The organism is Solobacterium moorei, from assembly GCF_036323475.1.
GTDB lineage: Bacteria > Bacillota_I > Bacilli_A > Erysipelotrichales > Erysipelotrichaceae > Bulleidia > Bulleidia moorei.
The window spans coordinates 2,586,579-2,609,268 of the sequence record NZ_AP028934.1; the positions used below are offsets into that span (position 1 = coordinate 2,586,579).

24 protein-coding genes are annotated in these 22,690 nt (G+C 36.4%); 11 read left to right on the forward strand and 13 right to left on the reverse strand.

Going from position 1 to position 22,690, the window contains the following annotated elements:
• Nucleotides 1-7 precede the first annotated feature (7 nt).
• Complete coding sequence (locus tag RGT18_RS12915) at nucleotides 8-907, reverse strand: helix-turn-helix transcriptional regulator (RefSeq protein ID WP_028077470.1); 900 nt, start codon at nucleotides 905-907, stop codon at nucleotides 8-10.
• 469 nt (nucleotides 908-1,376) lie between these two features.
• Here RGT18_RS12915 and RGT18_RS12920 point away from each other — a divergent pair, with 469 nt between their 5' ends.
• Complete coding sequence (locus RGT18_RS12920; protein WP_037403407.1) at nucleotides 1,377-2,129, forward strand: M15 family metallopeptidase; 753 nt, start codon at nucleotides 1,377-1,379, stop codon at nucleotides 2,127-2,129.
• 63 nt (nucleotides 2,130-2,192) lie between these two features.
• On the opposite strand, the gene RGT18_RS12925 is transcribed toward RGT18_RS12920, so the two are convergent.
• The 4 genes from RGT18_RS12925 to RGT18_RS12940 all read right to left on the reverse strand — a co-directional run bounded on the left by RGT18_RS12925 (nucleotide 2,193) and on the right by RGT18_RS12940 (nucleotide 4,958).
• Nucleotides 2,193-2,684: a branched-chain amino acid transporter permease gene (locus RGT18_RS12925; RefSeq protein ID WP_245580897.1), complete on the reverse strand. Its 492-nt coding sequence runs from the start codon at nucleotides 2,682-2,684 to the stop codon at nucleotides 2,193-2,195.
• Between the two features lie 277 nt (nucleotides 2,685-2,961).
• Entirely contained in the window at nucleotides 2,962-3,468 is a 507-nt protein-coding gene (locus tag RGT18_RS12930) for a QueT transporter family protein (RefSeq protein WP_006524872.1), read from the reverse strand.
• A gap of 508 nt (nucleotides 3,469-3,976) precedes the next feature.
• Nucleotides 3,977-4,420: a GNAT family N-acetyltransferase gene (locus RGT18_RS12935; protein WP_037403392.1), complete on the reverse strand. Its 444-nt coding sequence runs from the start codon at nucleotides 4,418-4,420 to the stop codon at nucleotides 3,977-3,979.
• Between the two features lies 1 nt (nucleotide 4,421).
• Nucleotides 4,422-4,958 carry an NUDIX domain-containing protein gene (locus RGT18_RS12940; RefSeq protein ID WP_037403395.1) on the reverse strand — a complete coding sequence of 179 codons (537 nt, stop codon included), beginning with the start codon at nucleotides 4,956-4,958 and terminating at the stop codon, nucleotides 4,422-4,424.
• A gap of 305 nt (nucleotides 4,959-5,263) precedes the next feature.
• Here RGT18_RS12940 and RGT18_RS12945 point away from each other — a divergent pair, with 305 nt between their 5' ends.
• The 4 genes from RGT18_RS12945 to phnE (RGT18_RS12960) all read left to right on the forward strand — a co-directional run bounded on the left by RGT18_RS12945 (nucleotide 5,264) and on the right by phnE (RGT18_RS12960) (nucleotide 8,907).
• On the forward strand, nucleotides 5,264-6,340 hold the full coding sequence (locus RGT18_RS12945; protein ID WP_028077475.1) for a phosphate/phosphite/phosphonate ABC transporter substrate-binding protein: 1,077 nt from the start codon (nucleotides 5,264-5,266) through the stop codon (nucleotides 6,338-6,340).
• Nucleotides 6,341-6,448: 108 nt separating this feature from the next.
• Nucleotides 6,449-7,231: a phosphonate ABC transporter ATP-binding protein gene (gene phnC / locus RGT18_RS12950; protein WP_028077476.1), complete on the forward strand. Its 783-nt coding sequence runs from the start codon at nucleotides 6,449-6,451 to the stop codon at nucleotides 7,229-7,231.
• A 2-nt stretch (nucleotides 7,232-7,233) separates the two neighbouring features.
• A complete protein-coding gene (gene phnE / locus RGT18_RS12955) occupies nucleotides 7,234-8,079 on the forward strand; it encodes a phosphonate ABC transporter, permease protein PhnE (RefSeq protein WP_081659471.1) in 846 nt (281 codons plus the stop codon).
• 12 nt (nucleotides 8,080-8,091) lie between these two features.
• Nucleotides 8,092-8,907 carry a phosphonate ABC transporter, permease protein PhnE gene (gene phnE / locus RGT18_RS12960; RefSeq protein ID WP_006524866.1) on the forward strand — a complete coding sequence of 272 codons (816 nt, stop codon included), beginning with the start codon at nucleotides 8,092-8,094 and terminating at the stop codon, nucleotides 8,905-8,907.
• Nucleotides 8,908-8,939: 32 nt separating this feature from the next.
• Here the strand turns inward: phnE (RGT18_RS12960) and RGT18_RS12965 are convergent, their stop codons facing one another.
• On the reverse strand, nucleotides 8,940-9,710 hold the full coding sequence (locus tag RGT18_RS12965; RefSeq protein ID WP_037403396.1) for a tyrosine-protein phosphatase: 771 nt from the start codon (nucleotides 9,708-9,710) through the stop codon (nucleotides 8,940-8,942).
• Nucleotides 9,711-9,828: 118 nt separating this feature from the next.
• Between RGT18_RS12965 and RGT18_RS12970 the strand changes: the two genes are divergently transcribed.
• Entirely contained in the window at nucleotides 9,829-11,349 is a 1,521-nt protein-coding gene (locus RGT18_RS12970; protein WP_028077479.1) for a bifunctional metallophosphatase/5'-nucleotidase, read from the forward strand.
• A 56-nt stretch (nucleotides 11,350-11,405) separates the two neighbouring features.
• Here RGT18_RS12970 and RGT18_RS12975 read toward each other — a convergent pair whose 3' ends face one another.
• The 6 genes from RGT18_RS12975 to RGT18_RS13000 all read right to left on the reverse strand — a co-directional run bounded on the left by RGT18_RS12975 (nucleotide 11,406) and on the right by RGT18_RS13000 (nucleotide 17,976).
• Nucleotides 11,406-12,224: an alpha/beta fold hydrolase gene (locus RGT18_RS12975; RefSeq protein ID WP_028077480.1), complete on the reverse strand. Its 819-nt coding sequence runs from the start codon at nucleotides 12,222-12,224 to the stop codon at nucleotides 11,406-11,408.
• Nucleotides 12,225-12,272: 48 nt separating this feature from the next.
• Nucleotides 12,273-12,593 carry an FtsB family cell division protein gene (locus RGT18_RS12980; protein ID WP_028077481.1) on the reverse strand — a complete coding sequence of 107 codons (321 nt, stop codon included), beginning with the start codon at nucleotides 12,591-12,593 and terminating at the stop codon, nucleotides 12,273-12,275.
• A 27-nt stretch (nucleotides 12,594-12,620) separates the two neighbouring features.
• A complete protein-coding gene (locus RGT18_RS12985) occupies nucleotides 12,621-12,902 on the reverse strand; it encodes an RNA-binding S4 domain-containing protein (RefSeq protein ID WP_006525248.1) in 282 nt (93 codons plus the stop codon).
• Complete coding sequence (gene mfd / locus RGT18_RS12990; protein WP_245580898.1) at nucleotides 12,892-16,329, reverse strand: transcription-repair coupling factor; 3,438 nt, start codon at nucleotides 16,327-16,329, stop codon at nucleotides 12,892-12,894. The genes RGT18_RS12985 and mfd overlap by 11 nt, the downstream gene beginning before the upstream one ends.
• A gap of 124 nt (nucleotides 16,330-16,453) precedes the next feature.
• The gene (pth, locus tag RGT18_RS12995) at nucleotides 16,454-17,035 is read right to left on the reverse strand and encodes an aminoacyl-tRNA hydrolase (protein ID WP_028077483.1); all 582 of its coding nucleotides are present in this window, start codon (nucleotides 17,033-17,035) and stop codon (nucleotides 16,454-16,456) included.
• Nucleotides 17,035-17,976 (reverse strand): hypothetical protein, encoded by a 942-nt coding sequence (locus tag RGT18_RS13000; RefSeq protein WP_028077484.1) that lies wholly within the window; start codon nucleotides 17,974-17,976, stop codon nucleotides 17,035-17,037. The genes pth and RGT18_RS13000 overlap by 1 nt, the downstream gene beginning before the upstream one ends.
• A 156-nt stretch (nucleotides 17,977-18,132) precedes the next feature.
• Here RGT18_RS13000 and RGT18_RS13005 point away from each other — a divergent pair, with 156 nt between their 5' ends.
• Nucleotides 18,133-18,909, forward strand: a complete 777-nt coding sequence (locus RGT18_RS13005) for a M15 family metallopeptidase (RefSeq protein WP_028077485.1) — start codon at nucleotides 18,133-18,135, stop codon at nucleotides 18,907-18,909.
• A gap of 99 nt (nucleotides 18,910-19,008) precedes the next feature.
• Here RGT18_RS13005 and RGT18_RS13010 read toward each other — a convergent pair whose 3' ends face one another.
• Nucleotides 19,009-20,409, reverse strand: a complete 1,401-nt coding sequence (locus RGT18_RS13010; protein ID WP_338174896.1) for an ISNCY family transposase — start codon at nucleotides 20,407-20,409, stop codon at nucleotides 19,009-19,011.
• Between the two features lie 198 nt (nucleotides 20,410-20,607).
• Between RGT18_RS13010 and rpmH the strand changes: the two genes are divergently transcribed.
• From rpmH to jag, 4 genes are read left to right on the forward strand one after another with little or no spacing between them, the layout of a single operon-like run.
• Entirely contained in the window at nucleotides 20,608-20,742 is a 135-nt protein-coding gene (rpmH, locus tag RGT18_RS13015) for a 50S ribosomal protein L34 (RefSeq protein WP_006525253.1), read from the forward strand.
• Between the two features lie 44 nt (nucleotides 20,743-20,786).
• A complete protein-coding gene (rnpA, locus tag RGT18_RS13020) occupies nucleotides 20,787-21,119 on the forward strand; it encodes a ribonuclease P protein component (RefSeq protein WP_028078896.1) in 333 nt (110 codons plus the stop codon).
• Between the two features lie 20 nt (nucleotides 21,120-21,139).
• A complete protein-coding gene (locus RGT18_RS13025; RefSeq protein WP_028078897.1) occupies nucleotides 21,140-22,048 on the forward strand; it encodes a YidC/Oxa1 family membrane protein insertase in 909 nt (302 codons plus the stop codon).
• A complete protein-coding gene (jag, locus tag RGT18_RS13030; RefSeq protein WP_028078898.1) occupies nucleotides 22,048-22,689 on the forward strand; it encodes an RNA-binding cell elongation regulator Jag/EloR in 642 nt (213 codons plus the stop codon). Before RGT18_RS13025 ends, jag begins: the two co-directional genes overlap by 1 nt.
• The last annotated feature ends 1 nt before the right edge of the window (nucleotide 22,690 follow it).

A 22,690-nucleotide genomic window follows, 5' to 3' on the forward strand; every position in this document is an offset into this window, starting at 1 on the left:
TCATTTGTCATGTTATATATTTTTCTGCCATTTTATTTATCATTTCTTTAATCTGCATTCGTATCTCCTTTGGCTCTAATACTTCTGCTCCATCTCCAAAAGAAAAAATATAATTATATAGGTTATAGTCATTCGACATTTCTATTTCAGCATATAAATTTCCATCATCTCCTTCTATGATTTCTCCATTTAACTCATCATATACTCGAAAAGCAACTTTACGATCAAACTTAACTTTTATATGCACTGTGTTCTCGTGTGGCATTTCTTTCTTGAGTATTGCATCTTCAAAGCTGTCATCAAACTTTTCGGTATGGATGTCTAAATTCTTTATTCGGGACAACTTGAAATATCTAAAATCATTTCTGAGCAAACACAAGGCATATAGATACCAATCCTGACTCTTGAAAAGTAATCTCACGGGTTTAACGATTCTGTTTGTCTCTTCTTCATTGCTGCTAAAATATGTGAATGAAACAATGTTCTTACTTAAAATTGCAGACTTAATACCATTAAATGTTCTTTCATACATCTTATTGTTTTGCCAATTATTAAAATCAACTTCTATCCAATTGGTATTTTTCATTTTAAAGAGTGCAGAAAGTTTTGTTAGAAGTTCATTCTCATGTTGTTTTGTTGTATTATCCAATCCTTGAAGAGCTGACATAATTTGCTGTTTCTCGTTTTCAGACAGTAGTAATTTACTAAGAATAAAATCTTCAGCAATTTCTATTCCACCACCTTTTCCTTGCAACGCATAGATGGGAATACCCGCACTGCTAATAGCGTCAATATCTCGATATATCGTCCTGACTGATACCTCAAATTTATCCGCAAGCTCATTAGCCGTAACTTTTCCATTTTCTAAAATGTAATATAATATCCTAAATAGTCTATTATCTTTCATGATTTTAACATCTCCTATTATTGATTATAATGCAATAGCTTGACGTCAGTTGTCATAGTATAGAATGTTTCCCAAATTCTGCTGATACTACTTATCTCTCGTTTAGCATAATAAAAATGTACACCTAAAATTTACTTCAAAAATTATATCTCTCTGTTTCACTTTTATAGAATCATTCAAAGTCCATGGCTTCTTCTCTTCTTTAGAAATTGGCAAGAAAAAGACGATAGATAGACGATTGAACTGCTGTCGCATTATATCTTCAATATTTAGTTTGATTTCCTCTGCAAACTGGGATTTGTCTTTCTTATCTCGCTTTCGTGGGTTTCTTTTTCAGAAGTTCTCCAGAAGTTCAGCATACATACCATCCCAAAAGTTTCAGAAATAATGCCTTATTACGCGATATATGGTAACATTTTAAAGTAAGAGGTGTTATATGACAAAGAAACTAGCTGCAGCAGCACTGCTCATGTTTCTGATTATCGCTACTTTAATTGGTAGTACTTTAATCAAGAATGATTTCTTGAATCCAGAAAAAGAGCCTATAGTTACTACAACAGAAGATAAAAAAGAAGAGAAGAAAGAAACTCCTAAGCCTGAAGTTGATCCCGAAACAGATACACGCTTCAGTGATACAAACAGTATCCTACTTCTTGTTAACAAAAAGCATAAGCTTGAAGAAACATATGTTCCATCTGACCTAACAACAGTTAACGTTAGTACAAACGGCACTGAATGGACTTTACGCAAAGAAGCTGCCAAAGCTCTTGAAGAATTATTCAATGCTGCTAAAGAAGATGGGATTCAATTACGTTTAGGAAATAGCTTCCGTTCCGGCTCCTACCAAGGGCAGCTATACCAGGCAAGTGTTGATCGTATTGGAGAAACTAGCACAAACAAAACAACTGCGAAAGCCGGTTATTCTGAATTACAAACTGGTCTAGCAGCTGCGATACTCGGTGCCGATACAACCACTGATTTTAATAACAGTTTTGCGAAATCTGATGAATACAAGTGGCTCCAAGAAAATGCTTATAAGTACGGCTTTATCTTACGCTATCCAGAAAACAAAGAATCTATTACTGGTTATCCCTATATGCCATGGCATTATCGTTATGTGGGAAACGATACAGCGGAACAGATTCACGATGCTGGTGATGACACAACATTCGAAGAATTCTTTGGTTTAAAAGGTGGAGACTACGAAAAGACTAGTTCTTAATTTACAGAAAAATATTTAAAAGGTAAGTGTAACAACAAATACACTTACCTTTCATTTATAACATCAAAACACAAGTTGAATTAATACCATATAACAAATCGTTCCACCTGGAATTGAAATTAGCATATTACGCTTCCATACATGTAGGATAGTGATAACTAGTATAGAAATCATCTTCGAAATGCCATAATTTCCCTGTAAGAACTGAACATCCTTCAGACAGTATATAACCAACATTCCAAATACTGTGGATGGAAGATATCTATCAATACAATTTACAAATTCAGGTATTTTCCTCTTTACACTAAAAATGATAAACGGCAAAAATCTCGTCAACATTGTGCCAAATATACATAGAGCGATTGTTATAATCTGCTGTGAGATTATCATTTCTGCACATCCAACGATTCCATTCTTCTTTTCGATAACGTTAGCGTGATAACGATAACTGCCATCGTAGGTATCATAAAGGAATTTAAGCCAAAAATGATTAGATATATTACTGACGCTATAATACCAATCATGGAGGTAATATGATGCTCTTCTTTTAACCATTTTTCTAAGAAGATTACAGCAAACATTGCAGTTATTACAAAACCAACTCTATTCGCATCATATAGATTCCATATGCAAAACCCAAAAATAGAAAGCCAGTAAGAATCGGCAAAGTGTACAGAAATGTGGCTTTGAATACTTTCAGCTTCATAGAAGCAGTACGTCCTTCTTTAAAATTTGAATGAACCCATTATAAACCAATCACTCCATTCTTATTTATAAATATTTCATCTTGATTAGTAAAAAAATCCCCTACGGCAATGGGATCTTTTATTGTTTATTCTACGAATAACTTTGTTTTATCTAATGCTTTGACTAAGAAGTAACCAATGACGACTGAGATTAATTCTCCGATTGCGACGAATGAACCATTGATTAATGTTCCTAATACAATTTCATTTGGCATAAATAGGCATGCAAGTTCTGCACCTACGAAGAAGAAGTTAAAGATTACAGGCATTAAGCAGGCAAGTACTGGGATACCATTTACTTTCTTATCTTTTAATACCCACGTGCAGTAAGCTGCACCGAATGTTGCGATTGTTCCGACGATCGCATCTAAGAATCCAGTTGGATTAACGCCTAACATCGCTCCAATTAAGTTGGTTAAGAAACAGCCAAGTGTTACCCCCCAAATGGATGGTTTGTAAATTAATGGAAGTAGTGTTAAAGCTTCTGCGATTCTTACTTGTACATTACCATATGTAAATGGTGCTAGTACTAATGATACGACGGTGTAGATTGCCGCAATCATCCCAACCCTAGTTAAGGTCTTCATGTTCATAAAAATATCATCTCCTTATTTTCATTTAACGTCAGGTAGCCGCTACTGACGGGATTGTGTCCGGTAATTTATTTTACGCTTTTATTACATTACGTCAACTCAAAATAGTATATATCAAACTAAAGGTTATTTTATATAAACATGCAAGCATGCTAAATATACAATAAATAAACTGAGTATACCAAAAGATATATACTATTTTATTCAAGTGGCTTTGCTTTCCAAACCAATGTAAAAGGTTCCGTCATCTTGAGCAAACTTGAAGATACTAATAAAATGCATGTATTTGCTCTGCTACTTTTTGACATTCTAGAGCGAAATGTTACATAAAAACAAATACAGATTATTGCTTGTTTCAAATTGTACTAGCGTAGTATGGATTGGATTGGTATTTGAATTATAATTTATATTACACACCTAGAGATATGATAGTTTAAGTAATTCTTATAATAAATCACGGATAATTGTTTATTCTGTGATAATTTTCTTCTGCCCAGCTTCTCTATCTTTATGTATCATACCTTTCCATATCAACAAGTGAGAGGTTTCGATATATAATGTCATCTCTTGTCGTAAATCCTAACTTCTCCCAAAAGACATTTGCTACAACATTGCTTGCAAATGCAACAAGAGCTACTTTGCTAATTTTCATATTCCGTAAAACATCACATGCATATTGAACCATATCTTTTGCAATATTCTTTCTACGATAGTCGGGATGAACTGCTGTGTGATAGATATATGCTCGTCTACCATCCGTCCCAATGAGTATTGCTCCTACAATCATATTATCTTTTATCACCTTAAAGCATGTATCTGGATTTCGTTTTAAAAATCTTGCGATTCCTTCTCGACTATCATCCACACTATTTAGTCCCATGCCAGAGCAACTCATCCAAAGTTCATATAATTTATCATAATCATCAAGTTTTATTGATTCGATATCTGTCATTTTATATTTCACCTCTCTTCTTCATCTGACATAAATACATCGCCATTGAAACTGTCTTCGCATCAGGGATTTTTCCTTCCATAATAAGTTCAATGAGTTCCTCTAAACGATATTTATAGATTTGAATCTTTTCATCTTCATCTAAATGTTGACCAATATATTGATCTACCTTTGCATAATATAAGTCGATGACTTCTGTATCATATGCAGGCGTTGGATAGATTTTGCCCATGTATATCCAATCTTTTCCTGCATATCCTGTTTCTTCTTGAATCTCTCTTTTCGCTGTTGTGAGTGAATCTTCGCCTTCTTCTTTTTTACCAGCAGGGAATTCCAGCGTTTCTTCTTGTTGTGCATATCTCCACTGCTTGACGAAGAAGAACTTACCATCTTTATCTTCAAGAGCGATCCCAACACCACCAATGTGCTGTACAACCTCTCTTTCAACCGTTAGATTGTCTTCTATTTCAACAGTATCCTTATATACATGTAATATATTTCCTTCAAATATTTCTTCTCTTGTTAGTAGTCTATTCATAATATTATGCCTTCTCCATGCGGATATCATACAACAGATAAATTCAAAATACCGTGAAGAATTGATGAAATACAACCAATCATCCATAGCTATTATTGAATACATTTTATAGAATTACATGCATGCATATTGATATAATTATGAAAATTATTTTCTGTTAGAAATGATAGTTTATTACATCTTTTTCAGTATATTGTTTCTATCGTTTCTAGCAGTATAGAAAAATGTAAATATTTCATCTTATTCTTAGGCTCATGTTTTCCATTTTGTTCTATAATTAATATGTTCTATATGGGAGGAAAACTATGAACATCAAGAAAGCATTGGCTTCAGTTTTGACACTTGCTTTATTAGCAGGTTGTACAGGCGGTAACTCAACAGCTTCAAACACTACAGCTTCAACAAATGATAATGGTCGTAAGCAACCTGCAGAAACAGGTTCTAAAGATATCGACACATTGAAGTTCCAATTTGTTCCATCAAGACCTGTTGATGAAATTAAGGCAACAACAGAAGGCCTCGATAAATTAGTCATCGAAGCAATGAAGAAGAGAGGATACAACATTAAGAATCTTGAAATCTCTGTCAGTGATTCTTATGAAGCCGCTGGCGAGGCTTTATCCGCTGGTTCAGTAGACGTTGCTTGGTTACCAGGTGGTACTTATGCATTATATTCAAATGAATCAGATGTTATCTTAACAGCTACACGTGCCGGTTTATCGAATGACTCTGAAAAACCTGCTGACTGGAATGGTGATGCACACAAGACAGTTAATAAGGATACTCCAGTTACATATTACAAAGGCTTAATCTATGCAGGACCATCCGAATACGGACAAGAGCTTGCAAAGAAAGTAAATGCTGGTGAAAAATTAACTTGGGAAGATTTAAACAAGGCTAAGTGGGCTGTAAGAGATGTTACAAGTTCTGCTGGTTATATCTATCCTACAATGTGGTTAATGGACAACTATGATGGCAAGTCCATCAGTGATTTATCTAACGTTACAACATTAGACTATGCTGGCGAATTCATGCAGGCAGCTGCCGGACAGATCGACGTTATCGTATGTTACGCTGATGGTCGTCAAGACTATGCGAAACAATGGCAAGAAGAATGGGGTCGTAAGGATTCTATTTGGAATGAATTAAATGTTATTGGTGTTACACAGAATATCTATAACGATACTGTTTCTGTAACAATGGCTAAGGAAGATATCTATAATAAGGAATTCATCGAAGCAATGCAGGATTCCCTCATCGAAATCGCAAATACAGATGCAGGCAAGAAGATCTTCGGTATCTACAAGCATACAGGCTATGCTAAAGCTGAAGATTCAGATTACGATGGAGCTCGTCAGGCTTTATCTGTAATTGAGAAATAAGATACATAAATTTATGTGGGCGATATTCAAAATATCGCCCATTTTATTTGATTTTTAATGTATGATTATTGCGTAAATAATGAATACATATAGTGATGGAGAATAGACATGATTGAATTTAAAAATGTTTCTAAGACCTACCCAAATGGCACAAAAGGTCTACAGAATGTAAATCTAAAGATTGAACAGGGAGAGTTTGTTGCGATTATCGGTTTATCTGGTGCAGGTAAATCTACACTGATTCGCACAATCAACCGTATGATTGACATTACTGAAGGTGAACTTATTGTTGATGACACCAACGTAAGTGAACTCAAAGGAAAATCATTACGTCGCTTTAGAAGAAAGATTGGTATGATCTTCCAATCCTTTAACTTGGTAAGTCGTTCAACCGTTATTCGTAACGTTCTAACAAGCAACGTTCCAGATATGCCTTGGTATAAGGTTCTACTTGGAATCCATTCCAAGGAACAAAAAACACATGCATTAGAAGCTTTGGATAAAGTTGGTATTTTAGATAAAGCCTATAACCGTTGTGATGAATTATCTGGTGGACAACAACAGCGTGTCGCATTAGCACGTACACTAAACCAGAATCCTTCTATTATTCTTGCGGATGAACCGGTCGCTTCATTAGATCCTATCATGGCTGATGTTGTTATGAGTGACTTTGCAAGAATCAATAAAGAAATGAATATCTCTATCCTGTTAAATATTCACCATGTCGATCTAGCTTTAAAATACGCTACTCGTGTTATCGGTGTTCGCTCTGGTCATATTGTTTATGATGGTCCAACCGATAAGATCACAAAAGAAATTCTCGATGAAGTTTATAACGGTAAGGCAATTCCTACTTCTAAGGATGACAAAAAGGAAGTTGAAGGCAAGTAAACATGGCGAAACAGAAAATGTTAAAAACGCCACTGTTTGACAGAGTCTTCAAACCCGAACTCATTACACTGCCAAACGGGCATACCGTTGAAAGACCTCGCAGTAGAACCCCTCTGATTCTTGTGCTATTTACGATTGTTGTCATTATCTCGATTCGTGCGACTGGTTTTAATTTATCAACCATTATTACACGTTCAAAAGAGTTAACTGTGATTCTATCTAAGATTTTCCGTCCAAATTTCAAATACTTTTCTAAAGTAATCTCACCACTCATTGAAACCATTCAGATGTCCATTGTCGGTACCATCATTGGTTCTTTGATTGGTTTACCACTCGCAATTCTCGCATCAAGTAATATCAATAAGAATAAACCAACACTACTTGTATGTCGTTTCATCTTATCTGTATTACGTTCAATCCCTACTTTGATTTATGCGTATATCTTCGCTTTGATCTTTAGTTTAGGACCACTTGCAGGTACGGTCGCTATCGCTGTATTTACGATTGGTATCGTTGCGAAGATGCTATATGAGAGTATTGAAACAATCGATATGGGGCCATATGAGGCCATGCAATCATTTGGTGCATCAACACTTCAGTCCTTCTGGGCTGCGTGTATGCCACAAATTCTACCTACATACTTAGCGGATTGCTTGTACTGCTTTGAAATCAATGTACGTGCATCTTCCATCCTTGGTTATGTAGGTGCTGGTGGGCTTGGTATCTTAATCCGTGAACGTACTGGATTACGTGCTTACTCTGACCTCGGTATGATTCTCATTACATTATTCGTTGTCGTTTGGCTCATTGATATGATCAATGATTACCTGCGTTCAAAGTTATCTTAAACAGGAGGTCATATGTCAGAAAATATTATTGCCAAACTAAATGAAGAACCTAAAACCATTTGGGTTAGACTCATAACAGTTGCGATTGTTGTTAGTCTTATGACTTGGGGTTCTCAATCTCTACACTTTACTGGATTTACAGATTCTGGATTAAATGTCGCAAAGGGTCTTGTGAATGGTCTATTACATCCGAATGTCTCTCTTATCTTTGATATGAGTGATAGCGGTATCCCATTCTTACTCTTACAGACAATTGCGATTGCGGTACTTGGTACTATCATCGGTGCAATTCTTGCGATTCCTGTTAGTTTCCTAGCATCCACAAATATTGTACCTAAGCCTGTCGCTATGTTATTCCGTGCACTCATCCTGTTGATTCGTACAATTCCTGCACTCATTTGGGCTCTTGTATGGATTCGTGTTACTGGACCTGGTCCATTCTGTGGTGTTGTAACACAGTCAGTATGTTCCATCGGTATGATTTCCAAGATGTATATCACAGCCATTGAAGATTTAAATACAGGCATTCTTGAATCACTTGATGCGGCTGGTTGTACAACATTCCAGAAGATTCGTTGTGGCATTTTACCACAGTTAAGTGCTTCTTTTATCTCCACTGCAATTTATCGTTTCGATATTAACTTAAAGGATGCGACAATCCTTGGTATCGTTGGTGCAGGTGGTATTGGTTCTCCACTCAATAACGCAATCTCATCTGGTAAATGGTCTAACGTTGGTGCGTTCCTATTAACACTCATCTTGTTAGTTATCTTGATTGAGTATTGTTCTACAAAGGTTCGTGCTCGTTTAGCACACGGAAGAAAATAGATAGTAAAAGCACCTGCATGCAGGTGCTTTCTTTATTCTGTATATAAGCTTCTTAACCGTTGTAATTCTTCTTGATTGATATTAAATTCTTTCTCAAAGTATTCTTCAAAACTTCCATACGCATTGTATACCGTATCAAGTACGATATTACCAATCTCTTTCGTTACACCAAATGTCATACGATCTAACTCTTCACGTTCTGGATGTGCGAGAATAATGTCTTTATCTTCTTCCAGCTTCTTTTGGATGGCGTTACGTCGATATACATTCGTTAAAAGATAATCTTCTAATACAGTTTCTCGATCAACACCTAGTGCAAGTAATATTAACATGCACGCAACACCAGTGCGATCTTTGCCGCTAGCACAATGGATCAAGATAGGCACATCACCCTTTTGGATATGCTCAAACATAATACGGAAAGCTTGGTTGTTAAATGGCATGCGTGCATAATACTTCTTGAGTAATGCAAGCTGTTCTCTACCACCTTCCCCAATACGATTCATTCCTTCAGTTGAGAAGTTAATTTCTTCGCCACCTTCAGAAACAGCTCCACTATGTTTAATCATCAAGATATTTGGAAGTTCTGGATCTGGTCTTTGTGAGATTTCTTCGTTAGAACGAAGGTCCATAATGGCACATAACCCTAATTGCTTGAGTGCTTCAAGTTCTGATTCATTCATGCGAAAAGGTGCACCACTACGATAGAAAACATTTTCTTTTACAGTTCTTCCCTCGGCTGTCATATAACCACCGAGCTGCCTAAAATTTAATGTATCTCGAAACCTAGTATCTTCTATCATCGTTATCTATCCTCAATGTTATGGTATCATACCATGATTTATGAATCTAACATATTTTGATGCTCAACATGTGATAAAATAATGTGGCAATAAAACAAACAATAGAAATGAGGTTTTCATGACAGATCGAATTCGAATTTTAGCCACTTCTGATGTGCACGGGTACATCTATCCCCACAGCTACGCTGATGGTTCCAGTAAAGATATCGGTTTAGCTAAAATCAAAAGTTTAGTTAATATTCTTCGTGATGAGAATACACTCGTATTAGATAATGGTGATGTTTTGGAAGGTTCTCCTTTGATGTACCACCACTTCATAACGACACCAGATGAAATCAGTCCTATCACACGTGCCATGGCTGATTTAAACTACGACTATATCAATGTCGGTAACCATGACTTTAACTATGGGGAAGAAGCTTTGATGATGCACCTACAGAATGCTGGTGCACCATGTATTACTTCTAACTTCTTCTATCACGGTAAACCGTTTGGCCCTAACTATGTTATCCGTCAGGTTGCCGGAAAGAAGATTGCGATTTTTGGTATTGTTACCCAATATATTCCAAATTGGGAAAAGAAGTCTCATATCAAACATATGCGTTTCGTTGATGCGTATCTTTCTGCCGAAGCGACCGTGAAACTCATCAAACGTCTAGAGAATCCTGATTATATTATCTGCATGTACCATGGTGGATTTGAACGTGATTTAGTTAACGGAAGATTAACTGAAGATGAAACTGGTGAAAACGAAGGCTATAAGATTCTAAGAAGCATTCGTGGTATTGATGTCATGATTTCAGGTCACCAACATCGTACAGAAGCTGGTAAGTTATATGATACCTACTATACGCAGACAGCAGCCAACGGTGCTGAGCTTGCATGTATTGATATCTATCCTGACAATAATACAATTGAACCACGTATCTTAAAGGCAGATATTGACGCTGATCCAGACATGTTAAAGCTCTTTGAGAAAGATGAAGCTACTTGCCAAGCGTGGCTAGACCAAACACTTGGCACAACAAATGTTGACTTACGTGTTACAGATGAATTTGATGCACGTCTACACAAGTCACAGATCATCACCTTCCTCAATAAAGTCCAACAAGAAAAGACAGGTGCTGATTTAAGTTCTAACGCCCTATTCCTTGGCGCAACTGGTTTTGCAAAAAATATTACAATGCGTGATTTAGTAAGTACATATGTCTATCCAAATACAACAGTTGTAAAGAAGATAACAGGTAGGATTCTACGTGAATATCTTGAAAAAACAGCTGAGTTCTGGATGATTCATAATGAACATATCATTGTAAATCCATCCTATGATTGGCCAAAACCACAACACTATAACTATGACATGGTTGATGGAATTGAATATACAATCAAAGTTTCTAATTCCGTAGGTCATCGTATTACATCCCTCACATACCAAGGTAATGATGTAACAGATGATATGGAATTTACGATTGCAATGAATAACTACCGTGCAACGGGGGGTGGTAACTACAATATGATTAAAGAAGCACCTACAGTTTCTACAGATCTTTCCAGCATGGTTGAACTACTTGCAAATTATATTCAAGAACACAAAGTCATCGACTTTGAACCAGTTAACAATATTACTGTAATTAAATAAAGAAGTGACGATCTTTGTCGTTAGGAACAAAGATTGTCACTTTTTCTGATACCAATTTATTTAATGTTATGAATAAACTTCTCAATCAATTGATTCATGATGTCCGGTTGATCTGCATTGGAATTATGTCCTGCATTGTCAATCCACTCTACAGACTTTCCTGTATATTTCTCATACGCTTTTAAATAACGTATACACGAGCCTGCATGATCTTCTTTTCCACAAATTACTAGATTTGGACATTGTGGTTCATACGATAAATTCTTTTCCACTGCATCAGCCAAACATTGGTATCCATGTGCAGCGAGGCTAGCATATCGTTTTTTATCACCATCATACACTTTCATCATTTCGAGCATTAACTGCTTTCCATATGTCATCGTGGAAACACCATCTGAACCAACTTTTAACAATGATTTCCATGGATAAATCTGATAAATAGGTCCTACAACTTTTAATAGCCATAGTTCAATTACAGTATAATACCTTCTTTGTAAAGATGGTGAATCTATCATCACAAGTCCCTTCAATTTATGGGGAAATAATTCAGCGTAAATTTGTCCTAAATATCCACCCATTGATTGACCAATGATAACTGGATTTTCAATTCCTTCTTTATCCAATATTTCATCTAGCCACTTTACTTCGTTAAATAAATCAAAATCTAGTTCAAAAGGATAGGATGCCGCGTGTCCAGGCGCATCCCAAACAAATACCCTATATTTATCTTTCATATACTCTAGTTGCTGCTCAAATAATCTATGGTCTGCTGTTAATCCCGGCAAAAAGACCAGTGTATATTCCAACTTAGACTTATTATCATTTATCCAATAATGGATATTTCCTGATCTTGTTTCATATATTTTTTCAATCATCACTATGCCTCTATATTTTGAATGCTTGTAGCTAATAAAAAGAATGGATCATTTATTTGACTCATTCTTTTTCTTATCTGTTTTATCTGGTAAGAAGAAGATTTGTTCTCCATCCTTAGAGAACATGTAGTTAGAACGTGCATAACTCTCTACATAATCTGGGTCTTGGAGTTTTGTCTTTTCTTCAACCAGCAATTCGTTTTCTTCTTGCATTTGGGCAAGCTTTTCCTTTGCTTCTGCCATTTGTTTACGTAACTGTAGCGTTGTCATGATTTCTCTTCCAACTGCCAGTAACATAGCCATCGCTAGACCAAGTGCGATTAATGCGACGAATTTCGAATTTAGTTTCTTTTTTTTCTTCTTTGCCATGTCTTCCTCAATACAGTTTTTATAACACTATTCTGTTTCCACTTCAAGTGGAGAGGCTATCTTTTCCTCCGAGATAATCTCATAGAGTTCAGATGCGTCTTTCTTCTTTTTGACTTCTTCGATAGATAATACACGTACTGTGAGTTTACGATTTCCAAATGTAATCGACACAATATCGCCCGCCAACACTTCGTGTGCCGGCTTTACAATGCGCCCATTGATTTCGATACGTTGATTAACTGCCAGTTCCTTAGAAACCGTTCTACGTTTGAGGATACGTGATACTTTTAAAAACTTATCAATTCTCATTTCTCATTGACTCCTTTGCAGCATAAATAATCTTTATTGCCAGGGAAATATTTTGTGCATTCTTTGGTAGGATGACGATAATTGTGCCATTGGTATAGCGTAAGGTCGCATCCTTGGATATCTTTGTAATCTTTTCAAAGAGTTTTACACCATCCGCTCTTTGTGAAAATAGTGGTGAGAATGTTAATTCTGTCTGTCCTCGAATCTCACGATAGTTCTCAACGATTGGCTCTTCTAATGCTATGTCTAGTTGTTTCTTTAAGAATAATGTACTGACTTCCATTGGTAATTTACCATACTGGTCTATAACATCATTCTTATAGGCTTCTAACATCTTCTCATCTTTGATTGCGTCAATACGTTGATACATATCTAACTTATCAAAGTCATCTGGTGCAAACTCTTCTGGAATATAACTCGTTGTTTGGATATTGGCCTTTGGTCTTGGTGTAAGTTCTTCTTGTTTGCGACCATCTTTCTTGGCTTGGATTGCCTCTTCTAGCATTTCAATATACATATCAATACCGACAGTATCAATAAAGCCTGATTGGTTTGAGCCAAGTAAATCACCCGCACCACGTATTGTTAGATCTCTCATCGCAATCTTATATCCACTACCAAGACGTGCAAATTCTTTGACTGCGGTTAATCGCTTTTGTGCAACCTCAGATAACTGTCTACGTGGTGGAATCAGTAGATACGCATACGCTAAACGATCACTACGTCCAACTCTTCCCTTAATCTGATAAATCTGTGCTAAACCAAAGTCTTGGGCATTATCCACAAGAATCGTATTCACATTCGGAATATCAATTCCGTTTTCAACGATTGTTGTACATACAAGAATATCGAATTCCTTCTCGATAAATCTTTGCATGATATCCTCTATCTCTACTTTGCCAAGCTTACCATGGACAATTCCAACTCTGGACTCCGGCACTAGACTTTGAATATTTCTTGCAATGTTGTAGATTTGATCAATATTGTTGTGAAGATAGAATACCTGTCCATTACGAGATAATTCTTTTTGTATTGCATCACGGATTAAATTCTTATCTTTTTCTACGACATAGGTCTGTACGCTATATCGATTTAATGGTGGTGTTTCTAATAATGATAACGAACGAATTCCTACGAGTGACATTTGTAAAGTGCGTGGAATTGGTGTAGCACTCAGTGATAATACATCTACCCCATTCTTTAATTCTTTTATCTTTTCCTTGTGCTCAACCCCAAAACGCTGTTCCTCATCTACGACTAGTAGTCCAAGATCTTTAAACTTCACATCCTTGGATAGTAAACGATGAGTACCAATAATAATATCTACTTTGCCTTCTTCCAGTTCTTTTAGTATTTGTTTTTGTTCTGCTGGACTGACAAAACGATTTAGAACTTTTACCGTAACTGGAAATTCTTGGTAACGTTTTTGGAAGGTATGAAAGTGTTGTTCCGCAAGGATAGTAGTTGGACATAGTACCGCAACCTGCTTATTATCACAAATCGCTTTAAAGGAAGCACGAATTGATACCTCTGTCTTACCAAAACCAACATCTCCACAGATAAGACGGTCCATTGGTTTATTGCTTTCCATATCTTTCTTGATTTCCGCAACTGCCTTTTCTTGGTCAGGCGTTAAATCAAAGGAGAATGAATTTTCAAACTTCTTTGTCATCTCGTTATCTTTTGAAAAGGCAAAACCAATATGTTGTTCACGATTGGCGTAGAGTGATAATAAACGTTCTGCGATATCTTCAACATTGCTTTGAAGACGTTTTTTTGTTTTCTCCCAATCACCAGAACCAAGTTTATTTAACTTCGGTACTACCCCTTCTCTTGATACAAACTTACGTACAAGACGGAATTGTTCTAGCGGTACTAATAACTCTGTATTACCACGATAGATAATCTTTAAGAAGTCTCTTTTAACCTTTTGAATCTCTCGATTTTCAATACAGATATATTGTCCAACACCATATTGGGCATGGACAACATAATCACCCGATTGAAGCTCATCATAACCATGAATGACTTCTGCATTACGGAACTTATTCTCATATCTACCTTTATGGTGATGATAGGCAAAGATTTCCGTAGCCGTATACACCTTTAGATTTCCATCGACGAGGTAGAAGCCTTGCGCAAAGGAATTTGTATAGATATTGATACCTTCAACAGGTTCCTCATCATCTGATAATAAATGATATGGTAATTTTATCTCTACACATTTATCAATAACTGTTACAACTTCTTTTTCCGATAATGCCAAAACAACCGGCATCGGCTGATGAATCAGTAATAACTTTTGTTCGAGGGTTTCATTTGGAATATATAATTCTTCGATATTGACTACATTCTCTGTGAATGGATCTTCTACAACTTTCTTACCGTGCTTTGAAAGACTGTGGATATCATGCCACATCGCAAACTTCGGTAGCATTTTCTCTTCTTGAACCATCTCTTGAATGTAGGTCACTGTTTCTTCATTCAATTTCTTCGCTGAATCAAGAATGAGCTGTTCATCGGAATAAACAATCAGCGGATTTTGCATGTAATCCCAGATACCTGCTGTCTTTGACAGTAGTGACATATAGGAATACATATAGGATGAAAACGCCTTCTCACGTAATGCATGTAAGTCTGATTCAATTTCAGCAGCTAAGATTGGCTTATTTTCTTTTGATAATACTTCTTCAGATTTACTACAGATTTCTTCAATTTGTTCATCCGTAAAGAATACATCGCCTGCTGGAATGATAGTAACTGCATCAATCTTTTCAACTGTTTTTTGTGTAGCTACATCAAAGAAGCGAATCGATTCAACTTCTGTATCAAAAAACTCAATACGAATTGGGGAATCATAGTTGATAGAATATACATCGACGATACCACCTCTTGCGGCGAAGGTTAATGGTTGGTCAATGTGAGACGTTTTCTGATATCCACCAGATAACAGTTTTTGTTTAAATGCATGCATGTCGAGCGTATCACCAGTTTGAATAGTGATACAGCAAGCTTTAAAATCTTCTGGAAATGGTAATTGTCTTAACAATGCGGATGGACAAGTAATCACTACTTGGTTTGGATTCGATAATAGTCCTGCTAAGGTCTCTACCTTTTGGGCAGTTAATTCAGGGCTAGAGGCAATCGCTTCTACGCGTAACGATTCATCCGCACCAAAAAGAGCACAATCTTTTTCATCTAAGAGTGTCGCGACCCTCTCATATAAACGTTGTGCTGTATAGAGATTCTGTTTTACAACCAAAATTGGCCGTGGCCTTTTTTGGAAAGAAGTCGCAATGACTAACGCTTCTTCTATCAAAGAAGTATACGGAATTGGGGTCTTTGCGTAATCTAGCAGTTTAACCGCTGGATTATCCACCATTCTTTTATACAACCAATTTGGAATTTTCTGTAAAGTACTTGTCAATTGATCTCCTTTTTGTGTCTTCTTATTCTATCATTATTACTCTTTGAAAAACAGAAGAACACTTAACTAGTCTTTTTCATAGACTTAAAAAATTGCCACACATCATGGCAATTTTCACTTACTCTTACTTCTTCTTTTCTTTAATGTTGAATTTATTCATCACTTTATCTAAAGGTTCATTGACCCAAGCAACAGCAGCATCTGCAGCAATAGAGATGATACGTTCAAATTCTTCTCGCTCTGCCTTTGGAACTGGGGATAATACCCAATCAGGAACCTTCGCATGATTTCCTGGCTCACTATGGCCAACACCGATACGTACACGTGCAATCTGATCCGTTCCAAGGGCGTTGATAATAGACTTCATACCCTTCTGTCCACCACCAGAACCATTCTTGCGAATACGTAAAGCACCTACTGGAATATCCATATCATCATGTAAAATCAGAATATCCTCTGGTTGTAGCTTATAGAACTTCACTGCCTGTGAAATTGCGCTTCCCGATTCATTCATATATGTAAGTGGCTTCATAAGGGTTACTTGTTCGCCATTGATTCTAACACTAGCGACAAGTGCATTCCACTTTTCAGATGTAATGGATGTTCCTAACTTCTCAGCTAATTTATCAACGGCTAGAAATCCACTGTTGTGTCTTGTCTTTTCGTATTCCTTGCCAGGGTTTCCTAAACCTGCAATTAGCTTCATTACTTCTTATCCTTCTCTTCTAAATCAGCATCTGTTAATCGCTCTAACACCATAGTCTCGGATAGATTTTCAGATGGTTTTTGTTCTAAATGTTCAATATCACTATCTGTTAGCTTCTCTAATACCATTGTTTCAGATAAGTTTTCTTCAGAACTATCTTTCTTATTTTCTACAACTTCTGTTTTAGCTGGTTCTTCTGTTGTACTATCTAAAGTAATATCTAGGCTTTGAATCCATCTCTTACCAACGCCAGTTTCCGCAAACTTCTCTAACATTGGTTTCATATCTTCTAATTGATCGAACTTTGCTTGGTCTTGATAAATCTTATAGAGTGTAGCGTTTGCGAGATTCTTATAGATACCAATCATTGTGCGTGAATAGATATATCCTTCATAGTCACCTTCGAGTAACTTTTCAAAGAATGTCTGACCACGGTTATCTACAGAATCATAATATTTATCAAACTGATCGGATAATGCCTTTGTTAGTTGATTTCCTAATAGTTCTTCATATGGTTGTAGCTTTGCATGCATGGTTGTGCGTAAATCATCTCTACCTACATGGTGTAATACATTTGGAATTGCTAGATATAGATAGAAGAATGAGTCTTCATTTGTGTCAATTGATTTTACACCCTTCTTATCTTCAATTAAAGAATCAATGTCCAAGTCCTGTAATGTAGAATCAAACTCACTAAAATCTTGGTGATATGCACATCCCCAAAGTTTTAATACACGACCTTTATTGGCAAACTCTGGATCATTTACGGTTGAAATCAATTGATCAACGCGGTTAAAGAACACCTCTTTCTCATCGATTAAACGCACTGCATCAATAATCATCTTATTCTTGCCATTGCGCTTTGATGAAATAAACATCTTAATTACTAAATATGCCATTGCAATATACATTGCGATTGTCACAAATCTTGCTGGGCTCATATATTTTATCCCTCCCGTACTTATATATTATACATTTATGTACTACACAAATATATATTATACAGAATAATCCTATACTTGTTCAAAATTTGCGAATCATTTGTTATATGGTAAAATACCTATGCATATTAATATATAAATATAAAGGAAAACGTCATGGAAAACGAAAAGAAGATAAAAACGAGATTTCTCAGTGTTCCAACACTGCTTAAATTCTTATTACTTGTATCTGTATGCTTATTCTCCGTAGCTATCTATGTAAATAGTCATCCAGAATTACTAAAGCAGGTAACCCCTACTCCAGAGCCTACAGCAGCGGCCTCAACAGTTGAGCCTACTGCGTCTGCTTTACCTGCCCATTTAACAGATCCAAACAGTGTTACGGTATTGGTTGATAAAAATCACTCCCTTTCACGGGACTTTGTACCAACAAATCTAGCTACTCCTTATTTACAGAGCACTGCGGATGTCATCCAAATCCGTCAAGATGTTGGTGATGCGGCTAAGTCTATGATTTCCGCTGCAGAAGCTGCTGGTATTAAGCTTTATGTAACAGCTGGATATCGTTCTTATGATGACCAACAGACACTTTATGAAGATCGTGTTAGTAAATTAGGTGAAAAAGAAGCTTCTGATACAACAGCCAAAGCTGGTTATAGTGAAAATCAAACAGGTTTAGCACTCGACTTTACAGATACAGCAACTGGTACAAGTTCTGTAGACTTTGCAAATACACCTGCTGGTAAGTGGTTATATGAAAATGCACATTCTTATGGATTTATCCTACGTTATCCTGATAAGAAACAGGATATTACAGGATATTCCTATATGCCATGGCACTATCGTTATGTTGGAACAGATGTTTCCAGCGCAATGTATGAACAAGGCGGAGCCGATTTAACATTTGAGGAATTTTATCAGATAACAAAGTAGAAAATCTCTACTTTGTTTTTATATGTGTAAAAATTAACAAATGATTTTTCATCTATTTTCATTCTATCGTGTCAACCAAAAATGAAAATGTCTTAAAAATTAACGAACATTAGCGGAGCTATAATAGTTCTGCTTTTTTGTAAATAATTGATATGAATACTTCCTCCAAGGGTGAGATATCGGCGGAATATATACTTTCTTTTTCTCAGGAGTTTCAATGATATTATCGAACTCACCCGAATTTTCTTCAAACACTTGTACTTCTTCTAAGATGTATAGTGTATCCATCGCATTGACAAAGATCTTTTGATCAAATGATTCAATAACCAATACCTCCATCTTAGGTCTTAGTGGAATTCTATTGTGTTCCTTGTCATAGGCCATCCAATACTTGTTTTTGAACTTGATACAGTTGCCTTGATCGACTATTCTCGATGAAATGATTGCCAATGTTTGATTGATTGTTTCTATATCTGGTTGTACTTCAAATACAGAATTGGTACTATTCAAGTGTAGGGCGAACCTTGCATTGAATTCCTTTAGGTAGGATTTTAGGAACTTATTCGCGTCCGCCATACAAGTAATACGAGCACGTCTAAGTTCAACTGGCAAACGTGATTGGAAAGTCTGGTTGAGACGTTCGATGCGTCCTTTGGCTTGTGCGATGCTCGTTGTTTTGATTTCGACACCAAGGTTATGGCAGGCGTAGGAGAACTGTGTGAAGGTATCCTCGTCGTCGAAGGCCTTGGTTTTCTTTCTGTATTCAAATACGGTTCGTTTATCCGTATAGAATAGAGCGGGTATGCCATAGTCGACTAGTATCTGATGGAAAACGTTGTAATAGCCACGTAGGGTCTCCTGTATATCAAAGTGGGCTCCAACAGCAGTACCGGTCGCATCATCTACAGCTAGGTGTAGATGCCATATCTCGCCAGGAATCCATTCGTAGCTTGAAGCGTCCATTTGAATCATCTCTCCCATATATTTGGATCTAGATCTTCGTGAATGAGGCGTATCATCTTCAATTGATTCGATTTGTTCATTGATTGCGTTTCTGGCCTTTGTAGATGTTGTTTGGTCTAATCGTTTTGTCAAACGTTCCTTTAATTGTTTCTTGGTTTTTCGATGGGCCTTTGGGGACAAGACATCGTGTTCTGATAACCAGTTTCTAATAGTGGTGTCACTGATGGAGATGCCGAGGTCCATCTGGACGATTTCACTGAAATGAGTGATGTTGGCATCAAGATACTCGTTAAGATAGAGTTCAATGATTTTGTTTTTCGTTTCCAGTGAGAATGTGTTTGATGGTAATCGTCCACGATTACCATGTGAAAATGAGGATTTGCCTTCAGACTTATAACGTGTAATCAGGCGGTTGATAGTACGAATAGAACAATTTAGTTTTAATGCCGCACGGCGTTTATTGCCAGAATGATCAACCAGTTCTTTAATAATGTTGTATTTGTTTTCTTCCATAGGGGTTAATATAATCTTTTTCATATTCAATCCAATCTAATGGAATGAATCATAACAATTCCTTTCTATAAATGGGGCATTTTCCCTTTCGGTTCATTAAGACAATATCAACTTCGATTCAGAATTTTTCATCTATTTTCATTCTATCGTTGACATTTTTCACTTCAAAAAGTATTATTTATGAGCATATGTTCAATATATAGTAATTTGGAGGTGGCATGAATGAAGAGAACATACCAACCAAGCAAGAAAAAGAATAAAGCTACACACGGCTTTAGAGCCCGTATGGCTACTGTGGGTGGACGTAAAGTTATCAACAGACGTAGAGCTAAGGGAAGAAAGGTCTTATCTGCTTAAGAAGCCACCATTGGTGGTTTTTTTTCTTACTGTAGAGGTTAGAAATGAAAGTAAAGAATCGAATAAAAAAATCGGAAGAATTCCAATCTATGATCAAAAAGGGGACAAAGGTCGTCAATCAGTCTTTTGTCATCTATTATCAGTCTAAAGAAAGAGATGAAGCTCGTATTGGAATCTCTGTATCTAAGAAGTTAGGAAATGCCGTACATCGTAACCTATATAAACGTCAGGTTCGTATGATGTGCCATGAATTGGTTGATTTTCAAAATACAAATTATGATATGGTCATGATTATCCGCTTCAACTATTCTTCTCTTAGCTATGAGGAGAATAAAAATAACTTGGAAAAACTATTAATAAAGGCTAAAATTAAATAGTTGAAACATAAGGAGAAAATATGAAATTTACCCCTCGTACAAAGAAACTACTTGCCTTGATGGCAATCGTGACAATCGTAGTGACAGCTACAGGTTGTACAGCTCCAAAGGATGCTAACGGACACATTATTTTGATTTCCGAAAGCACGACTTTTGGTGACATCTTCCAAACTGAAAACTGGTTTAATGCTTTATTTGTTTGGCCACTTAGCTGGGTACTAAACAAATTAGCACCAGTCATCACAGTAGGTGGTGCAATCGCTATCGTTACTGTGGTTGTAAATGGTTTACTAGCAATATTTACTTTGAAGTCTCAGATGGGCATGCAAAGAATGCAGATGTTACAGCCTGAATTAAACAAGATTCAACGTAAGTATGAAGGTCGTGACGATCAAGCATCTAAGATGCGTATGGCTCAAGAACAGCAGCAGTTAATGAGAAAGTACAATGTTAACCCTGGTTCTATGATGCTTGTACAGTTCGTTCAGTTACCAATTATCATGGCAATGTTCATGGCTATCCAGCGTGCTGAAGCAGTTGTAAATGGTACATTCTTAGGAATGAACTTACAGGTAAAGCCTAGCGAAGCATTTGGTTTATTATTTAAAGGTGATTTAAGTGGTTTACCATACATCATTTTATTCTTATTGATGGCTGTTACGCAGGTTGTCTTGGTATTATTACCAATATACTTCCAAAAGAAGAAGGCTGCTGCAGAAGCTGCGAAACATCACCGTAAGCCAGAATCTACAAATAACCAAAACATCATGATGCAGATGTATATGATTGTTATGGTACTTGCATTTGGTTTAATGTGGCAATCAGGTATGTCCTTATTCTGGTTTATCCGTAATATCGTAGATATTATTAAGACAATTATTGTCCAAAATATCATGGAGAAGAATTCACAGAAAGAAGGCTTAAGATAATGCAAATCTATACTGCTAAAACACTTGAAGAACTTCTACAAAACGCTGCTGAAGAAAAAGGTGTTACAATCGATGAATTAGAATATACAATTGTGGAAGAGAAAAAAGGATTATTAGGAATTGGTAATTCTGTATCCGCAAAGGTGTTTAGTTCTGACGATGTAAAAGAATTTATCTTTGATTACTTAGGTGAATTCTTTACACATATTGATTTAGATATTGAAGTTGCGTTAGAAGAACTAGATGATAGTTATGTAATCAATCTAAATTCTGATAACAATGCCATCCTAATCGGTAAGATGGGTAAGACATTAGCTGCGTTCAATACTGTATTACGTGCTGCTGTAAACTCTGAATTTGAAAAGCGGATTGACGTGTTGATTGACATCAATCACTACAAAGAAGAACGCTACTATAAGATTCGTTCAATGGCAAAGCGTATCGCAAAACAAGTACAACGCTCAAAGGTTGATGTTGAGCTAGATCCAATGCCAAATGATGAAAGAAAAGTCATCCACAAGGTATTAGGTGATTGGCATAATATTAAGACAGAATCAGAGGGTGAAGGAAGTTATAGACACATCTGTATTCGTTACGCCGCTGATGAACCACAGGAAGAAATTCCAAACATGTCTGAATAAG